The 15,534-nt window shown below is 68.5% G+C and carries 17 protein-coding genes; 3 read left to right on the plus strand and 14 right to left on the minus strand.

The genetic code is table 11. The annotated features are described in order from the left end of the window. Positions 1–19: 19 nt before the first annotated feature. From FYW95_RS23265 to FYW95_RS23300, 8 genes are all read right to left on the minus strand, one after another. Positions 20–922 carry a type II secretion system F family protein gene (locus tag FYW95_RS23265; RefSeq protein ID WP_201294997.1) on the minus strand — a complete coding sequence of 301 codons (903 nt, stop codon included), beginning with the start codon at positions 920–922 and terminating at the stop codon, positions 20–22. Further along, entirely contained in the window at positions 919–1,785 is an 867-nt protein-coding gene (locus tag FYW95_RS23270; RefSeq protein ID WP_160050833.1) for a type II secretion system F family protein, read from the minus strand. The genes FYW95_RS23265 and FYW95_RS23270 overlap by 4 nt, the downstream gene beginning before the upstream one ends. Next, a complete protein-coding gene (locus FYW95_RS23275) occupies positions 1,782–3,089 on the minus strand; it encodes a TadA family conjugal transfer-associated ATPase (protein WP_160050834.1) in 1,308 nt (435 codons plus the stop codon). Before FYW95_RS23275 ends, FYW95_RS23270 begins: the two co-directional genes overlap by 4 nt. Then, entirely contained in the window at positions 3,086–3,838 is a 753-nt protein-coding gene (locus FYW95_RS23280; RefSeq protein WP_160050835.1) for a CpaE/TadZ family protein, read from the minus strand. Before FYW95_RS23280 ends, FYW95_RS23275 begins: the two co-directional genes overlap by 4 nt. Further along, complete coding sequence (locus FYW95_RS23285; protein ID WP_236572288.1) at positions 3,838–4,476, minus strand: SAF domain-containing protein; 639 nt, start codon at positions 4,474–4,476, stop codon at positions 3,838–3,840. The genes FYW95_RS23280 and FYW95_RS23285 overlap by 1 nt, the downstream gene beginning before the upstream one ends. Before the next feature lie 13 nt (positions 4,477–4,489). After that, complete coding sequence (locus tag FYW95_RS23290; protein WP_236572289.1) at positions 4,490–4,867, minus strand: PKD domain-containing protein; 378 nt, start codon at positions 4,865–4,867, stop codon at positions 4,490–4,492. 418 nt (positions 4,868–5,285) lie between these two features. Continuing rightward, the gene (locus FYW95_RS23295; RefSeq protein WP_160050836.1) at positions 5,286–5,810 is read right to left on the minus strand and encodes a hypothetical protein; all 525 of its coding nucleotides are present in this window, start codon (positions 5,808–5,810) and stop codon (positions 5,286–5,288) included. 789 nt (positions 5,811–6,599) lie between these two features. After that, the gene (locus FYW95_RS23300; RefSeq protein WP_160050837.1) at positions 6,600–7,115 is read right to left on the minus strand and encodes an ATP-binding protein; all 516 of its coding nucleotides are present in this window, start codon (positions 7,113–7,115) and stop codon (positions 6,600–6,602) included. 167 nt (positions 7,116–7,282) lie between these two features. Here FYW95_RS23300 and FYW95_RS23305 point away from each other — a divergent pair, with 167 nt between their 5' ends. Both FYW95_RS23305 and FYW95_RS23310 read left to right on the plus strand, forming a co-directional pair. Beyond that, the gene (locus FYW95_RS23305) at positions 7,283–8,170 is read left to right on the plus strand and encodes a helix-turn-helix domain-containing protein (RefSeq protein ID WP_159944002.1); all 888 of its coding nucleotides are present in this window, start codon (positions 7,283–7,285) and stop codon (positions 8,168–8,170) included. Then, positions 8,167–8,349, plus strand: coding sequence for a DUF397 domain-containing protein (locus tag FYW95_RS23310; protein ID WP_159944003.1), 183 nt, complete (start codon positions 8,167–8,169; stop codon positions 8,347–8,349). The genes FYW95_RS23305 and FYW95_RS23310 overlap by 4 nt, the downstream gene beginning before the upstream one ends. Before the next feature lie 125 nt (positions 8,350–8,474). On the opposite strand, the gene argS is transcribed toward FYW95_RS23310, so the two are convergent. The 6 genes from argS to FYW95_RS23340 are packed head-to-tail and all read right to left on the minus strand — an operon-like array spanning position 8,475 to position 14,044. Continuing rightward, entirely contained in the window at positions 8,475–10,202 is a 1,728-nt protein-coding gene (argS, locus tag FYW95_RS23315; RefSeq protein ID WP_160050838.1) for an arginine--tRNA ligase, read from the minus strand. Between the two features lie 25 nt (positions 10,203–10,227). Continuing rightward, the gene (locus tag FYW95_RS23320) at positions 10,228–10,998 is read right to left on the minus strand and encodes an SDR family oxidoreductase (protein ID WP_236572290.1); all 771 of its coding nucleotides are present in this window, start codon (positions 10,996–10,998) and stop codon (positions 10,228–10,230) included. After that, the gene (locus FYW95_RS23325; RefSeq protein ID WP_160050840.1) at positions 10,988–12,514 is read right to left on the minus strand and encodes a hypothetical protein; all 1,527 of its coding nucleotides are present in this window, start codon (positions 12,512–12,514) and stop codon (positions 10,988–10,990) included. The genes FYW95_RS23320 and FYW95_RS23325 overlap by 11 nt, the downstream gene beginning before the upstream one ends. Next, positions 12,514–13,029 carry a 2-amino-4-hydroxy-6-hydroxymethyldihydropteridine diphosphokinase gene (gene folK, locus FYW95_RS23330; RefSeq protein WP_160050841.1) on the minus strand — a complete coding sequence of 172 codons (516 nt, stop codon included), beginning with the start codon at positions 13,027–13,029 and terminating at the stop codon, positions 12,514–12,516. The genes FYW95_RS23325 and folK overlap by 1 nt, the downstream gene beginning before the upstream one ends. Further along, complete coding sequence (gene folE, locus FYW95_RS23335) at positions 13,026–13,577, minus strand: GTP cyclohydrolase I FolE (RefSeq protein WP_236567928.1); 552 nt, start codon at positions 13,575–13,577, stop codon at positions 13,026–13,028. Before folE ends, folK begins: the two co-directional genes overlap by 4 nt. Before the next feature lie 56 nt (positions 13,578–13,633). Beyond that, on the minus strand, positions 13,634–14,044 hold the full coding sequence (locus FYW95_RS23340; RefSeq protein WP_159944009.1) for a dihydroneopterin aldolase: 411 nt from the start codon (positions 14,042–14,044) through the stop codon (positions 13,634–13,636). A 497-nt stretch (positions 14,045–14,541) separates the two neighbouring features. On the opposite strand from FYW95_RS23340, the gene FYW95_RS23345 reads away from it, so the two are divergent. Next, positions 14,542–15,189 (plus strand): HAD family hydrolase, encoded by a 648-nt coding sequence (locus tag FYW95_RS23345; RefSeq protein WP_160050843.1) that lies wholly within the window; start codon positions 14,542–14,544, stop codon positions 15,187–15,189. The last annotated feature ends 345 nt before the right edge of the window (positions 15,190–15,534 follow it).

The following is a 15,534-nucleotide window of genomic DNA, read 5'->3' on the forward strand; positions in this document are numbered from 1 at the left end:
CGTCTCCTCCAGGACGGGTTCACACGCTGGTGAGGATCAGGTGTAGGGCGGGGTAGCCGATCAGGATCAGGAACCCCGCGAAGAGCAGCACGGTGGGCAGGCTCATGCGTTCGGTGGCGGACTGGGCGTCGGCTTCCAGTTCGGCCAGGTGTTGCGTACGCAGGGAGGTGGCTTTGGCGGAGAGGCTGGCGCGCACGCGGGCGCCGTCGGCTCCGGCCAGGCGCAGGCTCGCGGCCAGCTCGGTGGCGGCGGGCACCTGGTAGCGCTCGCCCAGCTCTTCCAGGGCGGTCCAGGTGGGTTGGTGTTGGATGGTGGCGGCGTGCAGGGCGGTGCGGATGCGGCGCATGGCCCAGGTGTCGCTGGCCCGGGTGGCGTCGTCCAGGGCTGAGGTGACTCCGGCTCCTCCGGCCAGGGAGATGACGACCAGGTCGCAGACGGCGGCGATGGTGTGGCGCATCTGTTCGGAGCGCTCGTGTGCCTGGTCGCGTACCTCCAGGTCGGGTGCCGTCCACAGCACCGCGGCGAAGACCGCCCAGGCCCCCAGGCCGAACAGGGGTGAGATGGACAGGCCCAGGGCGGTCAGGGCCGCGGCGAGGAGCGGCGGAACGATGAGGGCGAGGGCGGCCATGGCGGCTTTTTGGGACAGGTAGCCGGGAACGTCCCGGTCGCAGGCGGCCAGGCGCTCTCGTGTGCGTGCGGTCGGCAGTCCCAGTGCGGCCAGGACGGGTGCCGCGGGCGCACCGAGCCTGCGCGACCACCCCGGTGATGGGGTCTGCTCGTGGGAGGGTGCGGGTTCCAGGGGTGGGGAGGGGTCCTGCAGGAGCTCTGCCAGGGAGGGGCGGTCCAGGCGGGGAAGGAGGGCGTACCAGACCCCGGCGGCGAGCAGGCAGCCGCCGATGGCGGCGAGGGCGATCGGGTTCACGCCCGCACCTCCCGCCGCGGGTGTTCTCGGGCCAGGACTCGTGGCCCCAGGTCGGTGCGCGAGAGTCGGGCGAGCCAGGCCAGGGCCACCGCCCACAGCACGCCGATGACCAGTAGGACGAGTTGGCCGATGCCGGTGCTGTAGGGGGCGAGGTAGGTGGCGTTGACCAGGGCCAGGCCGACCGCCAACGCCAGGGTGATGGTGGCGATGATGCGCGCGGAGGTGCGCACCCTTGCCCGAGTGGCGGCCACGCGCACCAGCATCGCGGCCTGTTCCCGGGCGGCCCGGGCCAGGCTGGACAGCAGTCCGCCGAGGTCGGCGGCGTGGCGGCTGGCCGCGCTGGCCAGGGCGGCCACCACCAGGTCCGCGGTGGGCACGTCGACCCGGGCCGCGAACTCCTGGAGGGCGTCCTCGGGCGGGGTGCCCTGCTGGAGCTGTTCGGCCAGGTGGGCCACGTCGGCGCGGATGGGTTCGGGGGCGGTGGGCACGGTGTGGGCGATGGCCTGGTGCAGGCCTGCGGCTCCGGCCATGAGGTCGCGGACCTGTTCGGCCCACCCGGCGACCGCTTCCACCTGGGCGACCCGGGCGGTGTGGTCGTGGTCGGGCCCCAGCAGGCGCGGCAGCCACCACGTTCCGGCCGCGGCGAGGAGTCCCGCGACGGGCCATCCGGTGATGAGGACCACCGCTGCTCCGACCAGCACGGTGGAAACCACGTGGAGGGTACGGGTACGGGTGGTTCTCTCGTGGAGTGCGCGCGCGTCCTTTCCGCGGGGAAGGTGCTGGACGACCAGCGTCAGCAGGAACCATGCCCCCGCGCCGAGCAGCAGTCCTCCCGCTCCCCCGAGTACCAGTGCCCCCGTCACCGTCGGCGTCCGTTCACCGTGCCGGGTGCCGCTATCAGGTGGGCCACGTCGAAGCCGGCCGCCTTCAGCGCCCGGCTCGTTTCCGGGCTGGGCGGGGCGGCCGAGACCGTCTCACCGTGCTCGTGTCGGTAAATCTCGTTGGATACCACCTGGGCTCCGTCCGCACCGACCACCTCGCGGACGCTGGTGACCCTTCGCCCTCCGGTCGGGGTGGCGGAGATGTGCACCACCAGGTGTACCGCCGCCGCCACCAGCAAAGACGTCGCCTCCAACGGGAGCTGGTCGGACAGGGCCGCGTAGGCGCCCAGCTTGGTGAACGCACCCTGCGAACTGGCCGCGTGCAAGGTGGTCAGGGAGCCGTCGTTTCCCTGGGACATCGCTGTCAGCAGCGGCACGGTCTCGCTGCCGCGGGTCTCACCGACGATGACGCGGTCCGGGGACATGCGCAGCGCGGCCCGGACCAGGTCGGCGACGGTGACCTCGCCGCGGCCCTCGGTGTTGGGCGGACGTGCGTGCAGGGCCACGGCGTCCGGATGGGCGGTCTCGTCGCGCTCCAGAGCGAGTTCGGGCACGTCCTCGATGGTCACCACGCGTTCCTCAGGCGGGATCTCCGCGGCCAGGGCGCGAAGCAGCGTGGTTTTCCCCGCGCCGGTGCCTCCGGTGATGACGATGTTGCGGCGTGCTTGGACGGCGGCCCGCAGCAGGTCCACGAGCGTGGCGTCCAGGGTCTCCAGGCGCCGCAGCTGGCCCAGGCCGGTGGTGCGGTAGCGGTGGCGGCGGATGGACACCGCTGGCTGGTGGGAGACGTCCAGGATCGCGTTGAGCCGTGATCCGTCGGCCAAGGCCATGTCCAGGATGGGGGCGGCCGGGTCGAAGCGCCGCTCCCCCGTGGGTGAGTCCGCGGCGATCCGCCGTACCAGGGCGATGAGCTCCTCGGGGCCGTCCACGATCGGCGGTAGCTGTGCGCGGCGCCCGTCGGCGTAGCGCACCCACACCTGTGTGCCGGTGAGGTTGACGTTCTCGATCTCGTCGTCCTCCAGCAATGCCTCCAAGGGACCCAGCCCGCACACCTGTGCCAGAACCTGCCGGGCGATGGTCTCCTCAACCTGGCGGTCCAACACCACCTGTCCGGAGGCCAGAGCGCGGCTGGCCTTCTCGTCCAGAACCTGGCGGATGACCCTGCGGGCCAGCGTCCGGTACTCCTGCCCTACGACGGGGTCGGTGTCCGCGGCCTGCGCGCTCAGGCGCCGGGTCACCTCCCCGGCGACCTCACGGACGTGGGATCGCGTCGTGTCCTCGCTCATGGCGCCTCTCCCAGAAACCTGGCCACTGTCGGATCCGGCGGAGCCGCTGTTCGCGCGTGTTCCGCGAGGGTGCGGCCCAGAGCACGGGCCTGCCTGAGCAGAGGCCGTCGGTGCGGACGGCGCACTTCTCCTTGGCCCCGCAGGAACGCCGCGGTGCGCGCGTCCTGGGGCACCCGCGCCCAGACTGGCAGGTCCACAGCGTCACTGACCTCGCTGCTGCTCCTGGTCGGGTCGACCACGGCCAATCCCAGGTGCGCGCTTCGACCGGTCAGGCCGGGGACGGCTTCCTTGACGCGTTTGAGCTGGGCGACGTCGCCCGAGGCGACGAGTACCGCGGTGTCAGCGGCCTCCAGCAGGGCAAGGGCGGACGAGTCCGGGGTCAAGCGCCCCAGGTCCACCACGGTCACCTCCTCGCCGGTGAGGGCTTTGGGGTTGTGCGCGAGCAGACCCACCGCACCGACCGTTCGTTCGGCTGTGGGTGGTGCCACGCACACCCGCAGGCCCCCGGGCAGCACCTGGGAGCACGCCGTGGTGTCCACGGCCTCGTGGTCCTGCCCGCTGCGGCTGGCCGCCGCGAGGTCCACGAGCCCTGGCCAGACCGGAAGGCGCCACCACGCGGCCACGTCACCGCCGGAGGCGTCCGCCTCCACCATCCACACCGACTCCGCGGCGGGCCAGGTGCTGGCCAGCGCGAGCGACAGGGTCGTCACCCCGGGAGCTCCGGCGAGGGAGAACACCGCGACCAGCATCAGCCGCCCCCGTGAGGGGTCTGGACCAGAGCGACGTGGTCCTCGGCCGCGGCCCGGGCGAGCCGGGCGGCGTGGGTTCCGTCGACCACCAGGTCGACGAGCACGTCCCCGCCCGCTTCCCCCGACAACGGGGTCAGGTTCTGCACCTGGGCCGGAAAGGACACATCCGCGCCGTCCCCGGTCAGGGTCACCGACACCTGCGATCCGGCGCGCACCGAGGAGGGCACCCGCCCGGCGGTGAGCTGGGCACTCACCACGGCCTGACCCGAGGAGAGTTGTTCACCGTCCCCGCCGAGCACCGCGTCCGAGAGCAGCGCGCCTTCGGACACCGGGAGGGTGAGCGTGGCACCGACCGCCTGGTCGATGTCGGACACCGTCGCCAACCTCTCGGCTCCGGCCAGCTCCACCACTTGGACGTCGGCCGCGGTGATCACGTGGCCGGCCGGAAGGTCACCAGCCGCCACCAGCACCGGCACCCGTTGGTCCACCTGGGTGAGCGCGAGCACCACGGCGGTGGCTCCGGCCACCATGAGCGCCACCGCGACCAGCAGCGATCGCCACCGGCGCGTGCCGCGTCCCGTCAAGCGGACGGGGGCTTCCTCATCGCTGTCGGTGCGGGCTCCGGTTGTGGTTACCACGTCCGTTCCCCTCTCACGTGACCACCCCGGAGGACTCGACCACCCGCACGCTGGTGGAGGTCTGGGTCACCAGCGCGGGCATGGTGCCGCCGCCACCGTCGGAGCTGGACCACTCCACGGCCCAGGACACGCGGGCGGTCAGGTCATAGCCTCCGCTGGAGGTGTAGGTGTGCCCGCAGTCCGGGGACTCCTGTGCCGGGTCGTGCGCCTGCGGGTCGTAGGCGGTACCAGGTCCGTCGCACTCCACGGTCGTGCCGTCCCCCATGGACCAGGACAGGGAGGCGGGTGTGGCGCTCACCGTCACCGACCCGCCGGGCACGCTCGCGGTCGCCGTCTCGGCCTGCCAGTCATCGGAGGAGATCCACAGCCACACCGGGACGCGCACGAGCACGGGTGTGTCCGCGCCCGGCGACATCGAGATTCGGGGAGAGGAGAGCTGGAACGCGGCGCGAGCGGCATAGGCAAGGTTCTCGAAGTCGACTCCCTCGGCTTCCGCAATGCCTCGCTCACTGGCGAAGGTGGTGCACCGGGCTACGGAACCGTCCATTTCGCACTCGGGTTCAGCCGACGCAGAATCCATACCTTCCGAAGCACCGCTCTCAGACTCAGGCGCGGGTGCTCTGCCACCGCCACCGCCACCGGAGCCAGCCGAGTTCCCACCACCGGACTCAGCGGAAACACCGCATCCAGGCCCGCCGGAGGAACCGCATTCCACGTGGCCGCCGAGGAAGTCCGGGTCCGCCCAGGCGAGCACTGGAGCCGCCAGGACCGCCGTTGCGGTTGCGATGGCGGCGAACGAAATCCTCTTGCTATCCATCGCACGATCCGATTTCCCATATCCGCAGGTCGGACACTCTCCAAGAAAGCCCGTCGAAGGACACTCCCGCGTCCACCCTCCGAAGCACGGGAGTCTCCGGGGACGGTTCCACGAGCTCCCCCGATTCGGCGTTCTCCCGAAGCCAGGAGGTCGAGTCCATACAGTCTTCGATTTCGACGTGGGTGTCCTCAGCCGAGACCACCTCGGGTGAGAAGGTCGGTTCACCGCGGGCGATGACGCCTTCGTCCCCCTCGGCCACCAAGCCGTGCTCGACGAGCGCCAAAGCGTCGCCGCTGGCGTACAGCTCCAGCTGGGAGTAGTCGGGTTCAGGCTTACGGGCCTCTTCGACCAGTACGTCCCACATGGAGGTGTAGGCCTCCAGGGCAAGGTCTTCAGGCGGTGCCTGTTCTGTGGGTTCCGGCGGGGCGCTGGGCCGGGGGTCGGGTTCGCTCTCACTCGGCGTGCATCCGACAACGAGCGCTCCAACGAGAAGCACTCCAGTCGTGTGGAGCCTCATCGGACCTCCAGCTCCTCAGCAGCTCCTCACTTGGAGTGACGAGGCTAGTACTGGAATCGCCGCAATCCAAGACGTAACCGCCATGGAACTCTGATCCGATAGGCGTTCCTCACCGAAAGGTAAGGTTTATCTGTGAACGATGAACATGATCATTCATGTTCTCCTTGACTCCTCCAGAGAAGGAAAAGAACCGTGAACCGCGGAGACGCCCCGCCTGCGTTCCCTCAGAAGGCGGGGCGTCCAACGTTTCGCGCGTATTCTTTTCCGAGGTCAGAGGGCACTGCCCTCCGCTCGTCTAGCGGACTGTCTGGGGCACGAGTCCGTGACGGGAGAGGTGAGTCGAAGCTCTGCGTTCCTCATACCTCCTCGCCTCCCAGACCAGGAAGGGCGGGCGGGGCACGGAGTACCTTCGGCTGTCGGCGGGGTCGTCCATGCGGACCGGAGCAGGTATCGGCGCTGGCTCCACGGTTCGGATTCCCGGACGGGGAGCCTCCAGGACGGTTCCGGGACGGTGGCGTCCGCGAGCCGGGGAGAACGCCCGGCTCAGCCAGTGGAGTAACGGGAAGATAAGGTTCATTCGGCAGCGCTCCCTACAAGCGTTGTCCAACCCCGGAGCCGGTCGCACGGCTGCCGGGGGCTCTTGCGTCGGGGTGGGTTCAGGGCTTTCCCGGTGGGAGAAACTGCTCGCCCGAGTGGGCCTCGACCACCGGGAGGGTCCGTACCGCGCCGTCGCGCCGCATGACGCGCTCGCCGGGCCGGACTTTCGTATGCGCGGATGGGAGAGTCGCTCTACGCCGCCGAACCGGCCGTGTCGCCCGCGTTCGGTACCGAGAAGCGCATGAGCACTTCCTTGCCCTCGGCGGAACCGGTACGGACGGTGCGCACCCAGCACTGGCCGTCGCAGGCGACCCGGACGAGGAACAGGCCTCTCCCGTCCTCCCGCATCAGATCGGGACCGTCCTTCCTTGCCAGGAGGCCTCTCAGCAGCCCGATCGTGTGCACGTCACCGTCGAAGACACCCACCCACAGGGCGTGGTCGTCGAGGTAGACACGCAGCCGCCAGGGCTTGCGCGAGTAGCGCTCGGAGTTGGCGACGAGTTCCGCGACGGCTTCCTCGATCTGCAGCGCCTGTTCGGGGAGGACATCGAAGGCGCTCAGAAACGAGTGGGCCGTTCTGCGGGCCAGCCGGGCGGGCAGGCAGCGTTCCAGCAGCTCGACGCTGCAGACGCACTGCGCGGGGGTTGGGAATCGGATCAGGTTGACAGGCTCACCGAAGAGCGTCGGCGCGCCTTCGCTTGCTTCCACGACAAGCGCCTCCAAGGGAGATTCCTTCACTCCGCGTTCGCACGGAGCGCTTACTGCTACTATCCACGGCACCCCATCCTTTGGCAACCACCTAAGGCAATATTGCCTATGGATTGAAGATGGAACAGGGCAGGGGGAAGATGGCCGATGACGAAGAGAGGACACCCGTGCCGTCAGACACCACCCCGACGTTCAGACGCCTGCTCCTGGGCCGTGAACTCCGAGAGCTGAGGGAGACCCGAGGACTCACCGCCAAGGCCGTCAGCAGCGAGATGGAGGTGGCCCCCTCCTGGGTCACCCGTATCGAGAACGGCCAACGCGGCATCCAGATCAGAGATCTCAAGCGCCTGTTCGAGCTGTACCGCGTGGACGACGACAGGAAGAAGGAAAAGCTCCTCGAACTGGCCCGGCAGGCGAAGCAACAGGGATGGTGGGAGCCCTACAAGAGCACCCTGCCGCCCAGGTACGCCGACTACGTCGGGCTGGAGTCCTCCGCCTGCTCCATCCGCAACACGGAAGTGATCGTCGTCCCGGGGCTCCTCCAGACAGAGGGCTATGCCCGTCACCTGCTCACTCACGGGATGCACGACTTCACCCCCGAGGAGGTCGAGAGCCGCCTTCGTGTACGGCTGCAACGCCAGCAGAACCTCCTGGACCGCTCCCAGGAGACCCGCCTGGACGCCATCCTCGACGAGGCCGTCCTGCGCCGCCAGGTCGGTGGACCGCAGATCATGCGGGAACAGCTCGCCCACCTGCTCGACAGCGCGGAGCGGGACAACATCACCCTCCGGATCCTCCCTCTGGCCTCGGGCGTGCACGCCGGAGCCAGCGGGAGCTTCGTCATCCTGGACTTCCCCGCTGCCGCCATGGACCCCATCCCCTACATCGAGACGGTCGCCGGAGACCTCTACCTGGAGAAGCACAGTGACATAGAGCTCTGCGAGGAGACCTGGCGCTATCTGTGGGGCCAAGCTCTCAGCCCTGCGGATTCCAGGAGACTGGTCGCTGAGATCATGAAGACCTACGAGGCACCGAGTACGGAGAGTTCACCGTGAACGCAGACAAGGCCGTCTGGTACAAGTCCACTTACTCCCAGAACCAGGGCCAGTGCGTGGAGATCGCACAGCTACCCGCGCTCGTGGGGGTTCGGGACTCGGTGCACCCCGAGAAGGGAGCCCTCGCGTTTCCCCGCCAGGAGTGGGCCGCCTTCCTGGACGAGCTGAAGGGCCAGTGAGGGGACTACCCATCAGAGAGGCCTACCGGCTGGTGTCCGTACCGCGGACTGGCTGAGAGGCGAGCCACATCAGCGGCCGACCACTGGAAAAGGGCGGATGCGGTTGTCGCATCCGCCCACGTCCGTCACAGCCTCTGAGGCGCCTCGATACCGAGGAGGTTCAGGCCCTGTTCCAGCACCGCGGCGGTGTGCGCGGCCAGCGCGAGCCGGGACTCGCGAACACGCCCCTCGGACTTGAGAACCGGGCAGTTCTCGTAGAACGAGCTGAACTGGGTGGCCAACTCGAACAGGTACGTGGCCAGCCGGTGCGGCTGCAGGTAGTCGACGGCTGCCTGCATCGCCGCGGGGAACCGTGACAGCGTCAGGACCAGCTCTCGCTCGGCCTGCTCGGTCAGCACCACCGGGGCGCCCAGCTCGGGCACCCGCTCGGCGCGACGCATGATGGAGCGGATACGCGCGAGCGCGTATTGGAGGTACACGGCGGTGTTGCCGTCCATGGCCAGCATCCGGTCCCAGTCGAACTGGTAGTCCTTCACCCGGTCCGTCGACAGGTCCGCGTACTTGATGGCGCCGATGCCCACCGCACGAGCGATCTCCGCCCGTTCCGCCTCCGTCAGGTCGGTGCGGTCGGCGACGATGGCCGCTGCCCGTTCCACACCCTCGTTCAGCAGGTCGGTGAGCTTGAGCGATGCCCCGGCCCGGGTACGCAGGATCCGACCGTCCTCACCGAGAACGCTGCCGAACCCGACGTGTGTCGTGGCGGTCTGCGGGCTGATCCACTCAGCCTTGCGAGCGGCGGCGAAGATCAGCGCGAAGTGCTGGGCCTGGGGCGCGCCGACGACGTAGACGAGGTGGTCGCCCTTGAGCTCCTGGGCGCGGTAGCGGATCGTGGCCAGGTCGGTGGCGTCATAGCCGAACCCGCCATCGCGCTTGCGGACGATCAGGGGCAGCGGTTTGCCCTCACGCCCGGTGAAGCCTTCGAGGAATACGCACAGGGCACCGTCGCTGACCTCCGCCAGGCCCCGGCGGGTGAGCTCGTCGGCCACATCGTTGAGCCAGGGCTGATAAGTGCTCTCACCCTTGTAGTCGTCGGGGGTGAGCTTGACGCCGAGCAGCTCGTACACGGCTTCGATGTGGTGCTTGGACTCGGTGAGCAACCTCTCCCACAGCGCCAGGGTGCCGGGGTCGCCGGCCTGGAGGGCGACCACCCGGGCACGGGCCCGGTCAGCGAACCCCTCCACGTTGTCGAACTTCTCCCGGGCCTCCCGGTAGAAGACGTTGAGGTCGCTGATGCTGAAGTGCTGCTTGTCCAGGCCCTCGTCGACCAGGTGCTCGACGAGCATGCCGAACGGGGTACCCCAGTCCCCGAGGTGGTTCTGACGGATCACCTCGTGTCCGGAGAACTCCATGAAGCGGACCAGCGCGTCACCGATGATGGTGGAGCGCAGGTGACCGACGTGCATCTCCTTGGCCATGTTCGGCGAGGAGTAGTCGATGATCACACGCCGCGGGGCTTCGGGTTGGTAGCCGAGCCGCGAATCGGCGGCCAAACTGGCGGCGTGCTCACCCAACCAGGTGTCGGAGAGGGTGACGTTGATGAAGCCGGGTCCGGCGACCTCGACGTTCTCGGCCATGTCGCCGAGTTCGAGGTGGGTGACGATCGTGTCGGCGACCTCGCGTGAGCGCCGTCGGAGGCGCTTGGCCAACGCCATCGCGGCGTTGATCTGGTAGTCCACGCCCACACGCTGGGAGGGCCGGACCACGGTCTCCTCGACCGTGCAGTCCACTCCGAACGCGGCACTGATGGCAACAACAACGCGCTGCCCGAGATCGTCTCCGATGTCCCCTGTCACAGCATTCCTTACCTTTTATTGCTGTTCATCCCTGGTCTGAATCGCTGGGATGCTTCAAGTCTGCCACGGTGCACGTCTCGTTTCCCCCGAGATGTTCACCGGAGTCGACGTGGATGATCTGCCCGGTGACGGAGCGCGCCTGTTCAAGGAAGAGCAGCGCCGCGACGACGTCGTCCGGCTGTGCGGGATGCCCCAGGCAGCTGCGTTGGCGTGCCAGGGCACGCAGGTGCTTCTCGTCGTGGCCGGGCGGAGGCAGCAGCAAGCCGGGCGCGATGGCGTTGACACGCACATGTGGGGCCAGGCGCCGGGCGGCCAGAAGGGTGTGGGCGGCCAAGGCGTGCTTGGACACCTCATATCCCGGCCTGACCCCGTCCAGCAGGGAGAGGCGTGCGTCGAGCATGTTCACCACGTGCCCGCCCTCCTCAGGAAGAGCCGCGTGCAGGAGGACCGGAGCCATCAGATGGACGCGAAGCCCCTCCTCTAGTAGGCCGAGGTCGTCGACGTGGTGTGGGGGTGGGAACGGTGAGGCGTTGTTGACCACCAGGCTCGGCGGGCACGGTCCGGTGCGTAGGTGGTGCGCCCAGGTGCGTACCGCTTCGGTGTCGGCCAGGTCCACTCGGTGGGTGCGCACCGGGATCCCGGCTTCCGCACGCAGGGTGCGGGCCAGCGGCGCGGGATCTCTGGTGTGGGTGTGCAGGTGCAGCCCGTACCCCTGTGCGGCCAGTCCTCGGGCCAGGTGCGCACCCGTGCGCTGTGCCGCCCCGGTGATCAGCGCCCACCGCTGCTCAGTCGGCACCGGCACCCTCCCTCGGCTGTTCGGAACGGGCGTGCCGCTGGCGGTGATAAGCGTCGGTGAAGGTCGTGAACACCGCTGGTGATCCGCCCACATGGCGCATGGGAGCGACCAGCCGGGACAACTTGCCGTACTCGGTGTCCGTCAGGGTGTGGAGCCGGTCCGCGACGAACATCCCCCGTGTGGGGTCGTGGGTGAGACCGGCCAGGCCCTGCTTGGCTCCCTCGTTCAGATACAGCCACGGCGGCCTCGGTGTACTGGTGTAGGAAGCACGCACTGCCGCCACCAAGCCCTCCGGGGGAGGTGTGGAGAACAGCGGCATGACGTCGATATCGCTGAAGAAGGGGTGCCATATACCCGCGGGCGCCAGGGCCAGGGAGCCGGTCAACGCCAACGCCACGTGTTCCCGCCTGTGTGCGGGCAGGCGTCGGCTCAGGGAGCGCACGACGTCCACATGCCGGGTGTACTCGGCATCGGCTTCGTCATCGCCGTACCGGGAAGCCAGTTGGCAGAAGAGCTTCTTGACCGTCTGCTCCACAGCCCATCCGGGTATGAGGGGCAGACGCAGCGCCTCCTCCAACAGCCTCTCCGTCCGGAGCCGGTTGGCCTGTCCGCCGGACAGGACGTGGTTGAACGCCCGGACCTGACGTGCTGCCGCTGACTGGGTCCCCGGTGTCAGGAGCTGCGCCAAGGCGTTCAGGAGCGTGGTGGCAAGCTCGGGGCGCACCCGCCCGGGAGTGCGCTCCAGGTCGTCGGCGTAGAGGCGGAGTTCTTCCCTGAGCTCGCTGAAGTCAACGGGGAAGGCTCCCCACGGCTCCTCCTGGTTCTGTTGGAGCGAGCCGTAGGTGGCCTTCAGGACAAGGTCGGTGAAGCCGGGCTCCACCACGGCCATGAGGCCGGTCTCCTCAACCGTCCAAGCCAGGTAGGTGTTCAGCCCCCATGCGTGCAGGAGCTTGCCCTGAGCGGCGTAGTTGGCGACCTGGGCGGCAGCGCGTCGGCGCATCACCTCCGCCGTGTCTCCTCGTCCGGTCTCACGCTCGAACCGGCGCCGCTTGGCGATCTCGGTTCCGAACGCCGTGTGGAGGGGATCCTTCTCCGGGGTGGCGCTTCCCTCACACAGGACCGCCACCCGTCCGACCTCTCCTTCGTAGTCGAGGCCTTCCACCAGGCGGGACCACAGCGTCACCCGGCAGGGGATCGGTCCCCCCTCCAGGACCCTGGTGAAGGAAGCGCACAGGTCCGGCCACAGGTCGGCGACCGTCGCCGCGGCGGAAGGCAGCATCCAGCTGCGGGGCACCGCCAGGTCATCGACGACGACCACGATCTCCTCGACTCCGCGCCGACGAAGCTCGGAGACAGTACGGGGTGACCGTGTCAGCGCGGCCAGCTGGAACACGGGATGGCGTTGTTCGGTGCCGTCCAGGGAGGCTAGTACCAGCTCGGAGGTCGGGAGGAAGTGGCCGCCCTGGCGACGACAGGGCACGCACACGATCGCCGCCGCCCGGGTTGGCCACCCCATCAGGCCACCGTCCCTCGGGGAAGAACCTCTAACCGTTCCATGTGTGAGGCGTCCATGCTCGTGGCCAGGTCGGAGTAGGTCACTCCGAGCCGCGAATGGATGTGTTCCCCCACCAGCTCGGCCAAGGGAACCGCCACATGCGCGAACCGCTCGATGTCGGGGTGCGGCAGGCTGAAGGAACCGACCTGCCCGTGGAGACGACCGGCGACCAGGATGTCCAGGTCCAGAGTGCGGGAAACCCACGATCCGGAATCCCGAACACGTCCCTGGCCGTTCTCGATGTCCTCCAACAGCGCTTTGAGCTCGAACAGCGTTCCCGACCAGCGCAGGCGGACAGCCAGGTTGAGAAAGTCCGGGGAGCCGACCGGGAGTCCGACAGCCGGAGAGCGGTAGACGGAGGAGGTGTCGACCACCGACGCGCGCTGGTGCAGAGCGTCCAGGGCCAGGGAGACGTGGTGAGCGGGATCGATGTTGGAGCCCATTCCGATCACGAGCGGTTCCAGGGAGGTGGTCACCGTGCGGCACCTCCGAGCGCGAAGAACTCGGCACGGGTGCGTTCGTCCCTCAGCATCTCGCCGCGCAACGAGGAGGTGACGGTCGTGGTCCCGGGTGCCTGGACACCACGGAGCGTCATGCAGGTGTGTTCGGCTCGCATCACCACCCCCACGCCCTTGGGAGCAAGGTGCTCGTCCAGCCACATGGCGATCTGCTTGGTGAGGCGCTCCTGCACCTGGGGGCGGCGCGAGAACAACTCCACCACTCGGGCCAGCTTCGACAGCCCCACGATGCGGTCTCCCGGCAGGTATCCCACCGTGGCCGTGCCGGTGAAGGGCAGGGCGTGGTGCTCGCACAGGCTCACGAACGCGATGTCGCGCTGCAGGAGGAGCTCGTCGTAGTCCTCGTCGTTGGGAAACGTGGTCAGGTCGAACTCGCGAGGGGTGAGCAGTTCCCGGTAGGCGTTGACCATCCGCTCCGGGGTGCGTTTGGTCGATTCGGCGGACACGTCCAAGCCGAACGCGGTGAGCAGCTCGGCCGCCGCGCTGGTCGCACGCTCCGTATCCACAGCGGGGCGGCACCCTTCCGCGCACGGCGGTTCACCGCTCCTCACGGTTTCGACACTCATACGCTCACCGCCTGCTCCTGCGGGACCTGTTCGGGGAAGGGGCGGTGGAAGTCCTGAGGGGTCCGCTCGATCACCACGCCCACGCTGTCGGCGAACCGCAGAGCTCCGGGCTTGTGGACGCGCACACGCACCCGGGGAGCACCGTGGTCGATGACCACGATGCGGGCGATCTCGGTGGCCAGGGCCTCAACGGTGTTCCAGGAGCGGTCGGCCTGCACCGCGCGGATGATCGCCTTGGTCGGGGTGCGGTAGTTCCACGCGTCCCGCAGATGGTCGCTGCGCGCGGCCGGTCGCGTGTTCGTGTGGATCCGCAGGTCGATCACCACGTCGCTGCGGTCACGGCGTTCCTCCTCGCTGCAGCCGATGACGCAGCGCAGCCGTAGCCCGTCGATTTCGATTTCGTCCATGGCTCTCCATCAGATCGCTGAGGGGTCGGCAGAGGGGCAAGGCAACCGGTACGCGAATTCGGAAGGTGTCGCCGCGCCGGGATTCGCAGCGTGTGCGACCTGTGCGGCTGTGTCCTACGGGAGGGGGTTCTGCTGCTCCTCGGCACACAGGGACACCGGCAGCGGACTACGAGCTGAAGGGACGGCTGATGCCCTCGGGCGGTTTGACTGTTCCGTTGACCGCATCTGTCGTTGCTGAGCCCTTCCGTCCGTTGTCCGACGGCAGAAGTGTCCCGTGCCCGACTCTCACGGCCTATGCGCACGCGCATAACCTTCGTGTTCGGATTATGCGCGGCGTTCGATTAAGGCACCCTGAACAGGATCAATGCCCCGGCAGCCACATCCCTGTTCCTCGTGGGTGCGTTGCGGGAGGCGGTCAGGGCTGAGCGGACCGCTTCTGCTCACGGGCACAATGAGCACAGACAAGGCGGCCAACTCGGATGAGGAAGACCAAAGGCATGATCCGTTCCGTGGTGTTCGACGTCGGCGAGACCCTGCTGGACGACACTCGCGAGTGGGCGCGTTGGGCGGACTGGATCAACGTGCCCCGGCACACCTTCTCCGCAGTCTTGGGCGCGGTGACCGCCGAGGGGCGCGACAACGCCGAGACCTTCGACTACTTCCGGCCGGGCTTCGACCTCGTCCGGGAACGGCGGCTGCGGGAGGAAGCGGGTCTGGGAGAACTCATCGAGGAGGAGGACCTGTACGCGGACGTACGCCCCGGGCTGCGCTCACTCCAGGAGGCGGGCATCTGGGTGGGCATCGCCGGGAACCAGACGGTGCGAGCCGGGGAACTGCTGCGGGAACTGCGCCTGCCGGTGGACGGGATCGCCACCTCAGGCGAGTGGGGGGTCGCCAAACCCGATCCCGCGTTCTTCACGAAGGTCATCGACATGGCTCCGGGCTCCCCAGAGCAGATCGTGTACGTGGGCGACCACCGCGACAACGACATCGTTCCGGCGCACGCCGCCGGACTGCGCACCGCCCTGCTCCGACGCGGCCCCTGGGGTCACCTGTGGGCGAACGACCCGGTACTCGTCACCGCCGCGGACTGGACCATCGATTCCCTGAAGGAACTCACTGACCTCGTGGTTAAGGCACAGTGAGCCCTGCGGCAGCCGCGAAGTCCCGTGCCGCGGATGCCGGTGACCCACCGGCTCTACTCAGCTGTGTGAGCATCGTGGTCACCTGCGGATGGAGCCGGGTGTGCTCGGGAGCGGCTCTCCATGCTCGGGTCAGCGCGTCAAGCGCTCCGTCCGGCCGCCGAACCCGCATCTGGGCACGGGCGACATCGATGTAGAAATACGAGGCACGTTCGGCTGGCTGTCGGCGACACGTGAATACTGACCCCGTAGCGTCGTCCGAAATCTGACCCCCTCTGCTGATGATCAGGAAGGTGATCACTGTGGAGGACTGGGCGGAGATCCGCCGTTTGCACCGATCAGAGCAGA

This window comes from Nocardiopsis sp. FR4 (assembly GCF_009830945.1).
Classification (GTDB): domain Bacteria; phylum Actinomycetota; class Actinomycetes; order Streptosporangiales; family Streptosporangiaceae; genus Nocardiopsis.

Bases quoted from the DNA above. Each gene is read 5' to 3' on its own strand.
- FYW95_RS23345 (WP_160050843.1), top strand. From the start codon at position 14,542: ATGATCCGTTCCGTGGTGTTCGACGTCGGCGAGACCCTGCTGGACGAC.
- FYW95_RS23280 (WP_160050835.1), bottom strand. From the start codon at position 3,838: ATGCTGGTCGCGGTGTTCTCCCTCGCCGGAGCTCCCGGGGTGACGACC.
- FYW95_RS23295 (WP_160050836.1), bottom strand. From the start codon at position 5,810: ATGAGGCTCCACACGACTGGAGTGCTTCTCGTTGGAGCGCTCGTTGTC.
- FYW95_RS23275 (WP_160050834.1), bottom strand. From the start codon at position 3,089: ATGAGCGAGGACACGACGCGATCCCACGTCCGTGAGGTCGCCGGGGAG.
- FYW95_RS23325 (WP_160050840.1), bottom strand. From the start codon at position 12,514: ATGGGGTGGCCAACCCGGGCGGCGGCGATCGTGTGCGTGCCCTGTCGT.
- FYW95_RS23340 (WP_159944009.1), bottom strand. From the start codon at position 14,044: ATGGACGAAATCGAAATCGACGGGCTACGGCTGCGCTGCGTCATCGGC.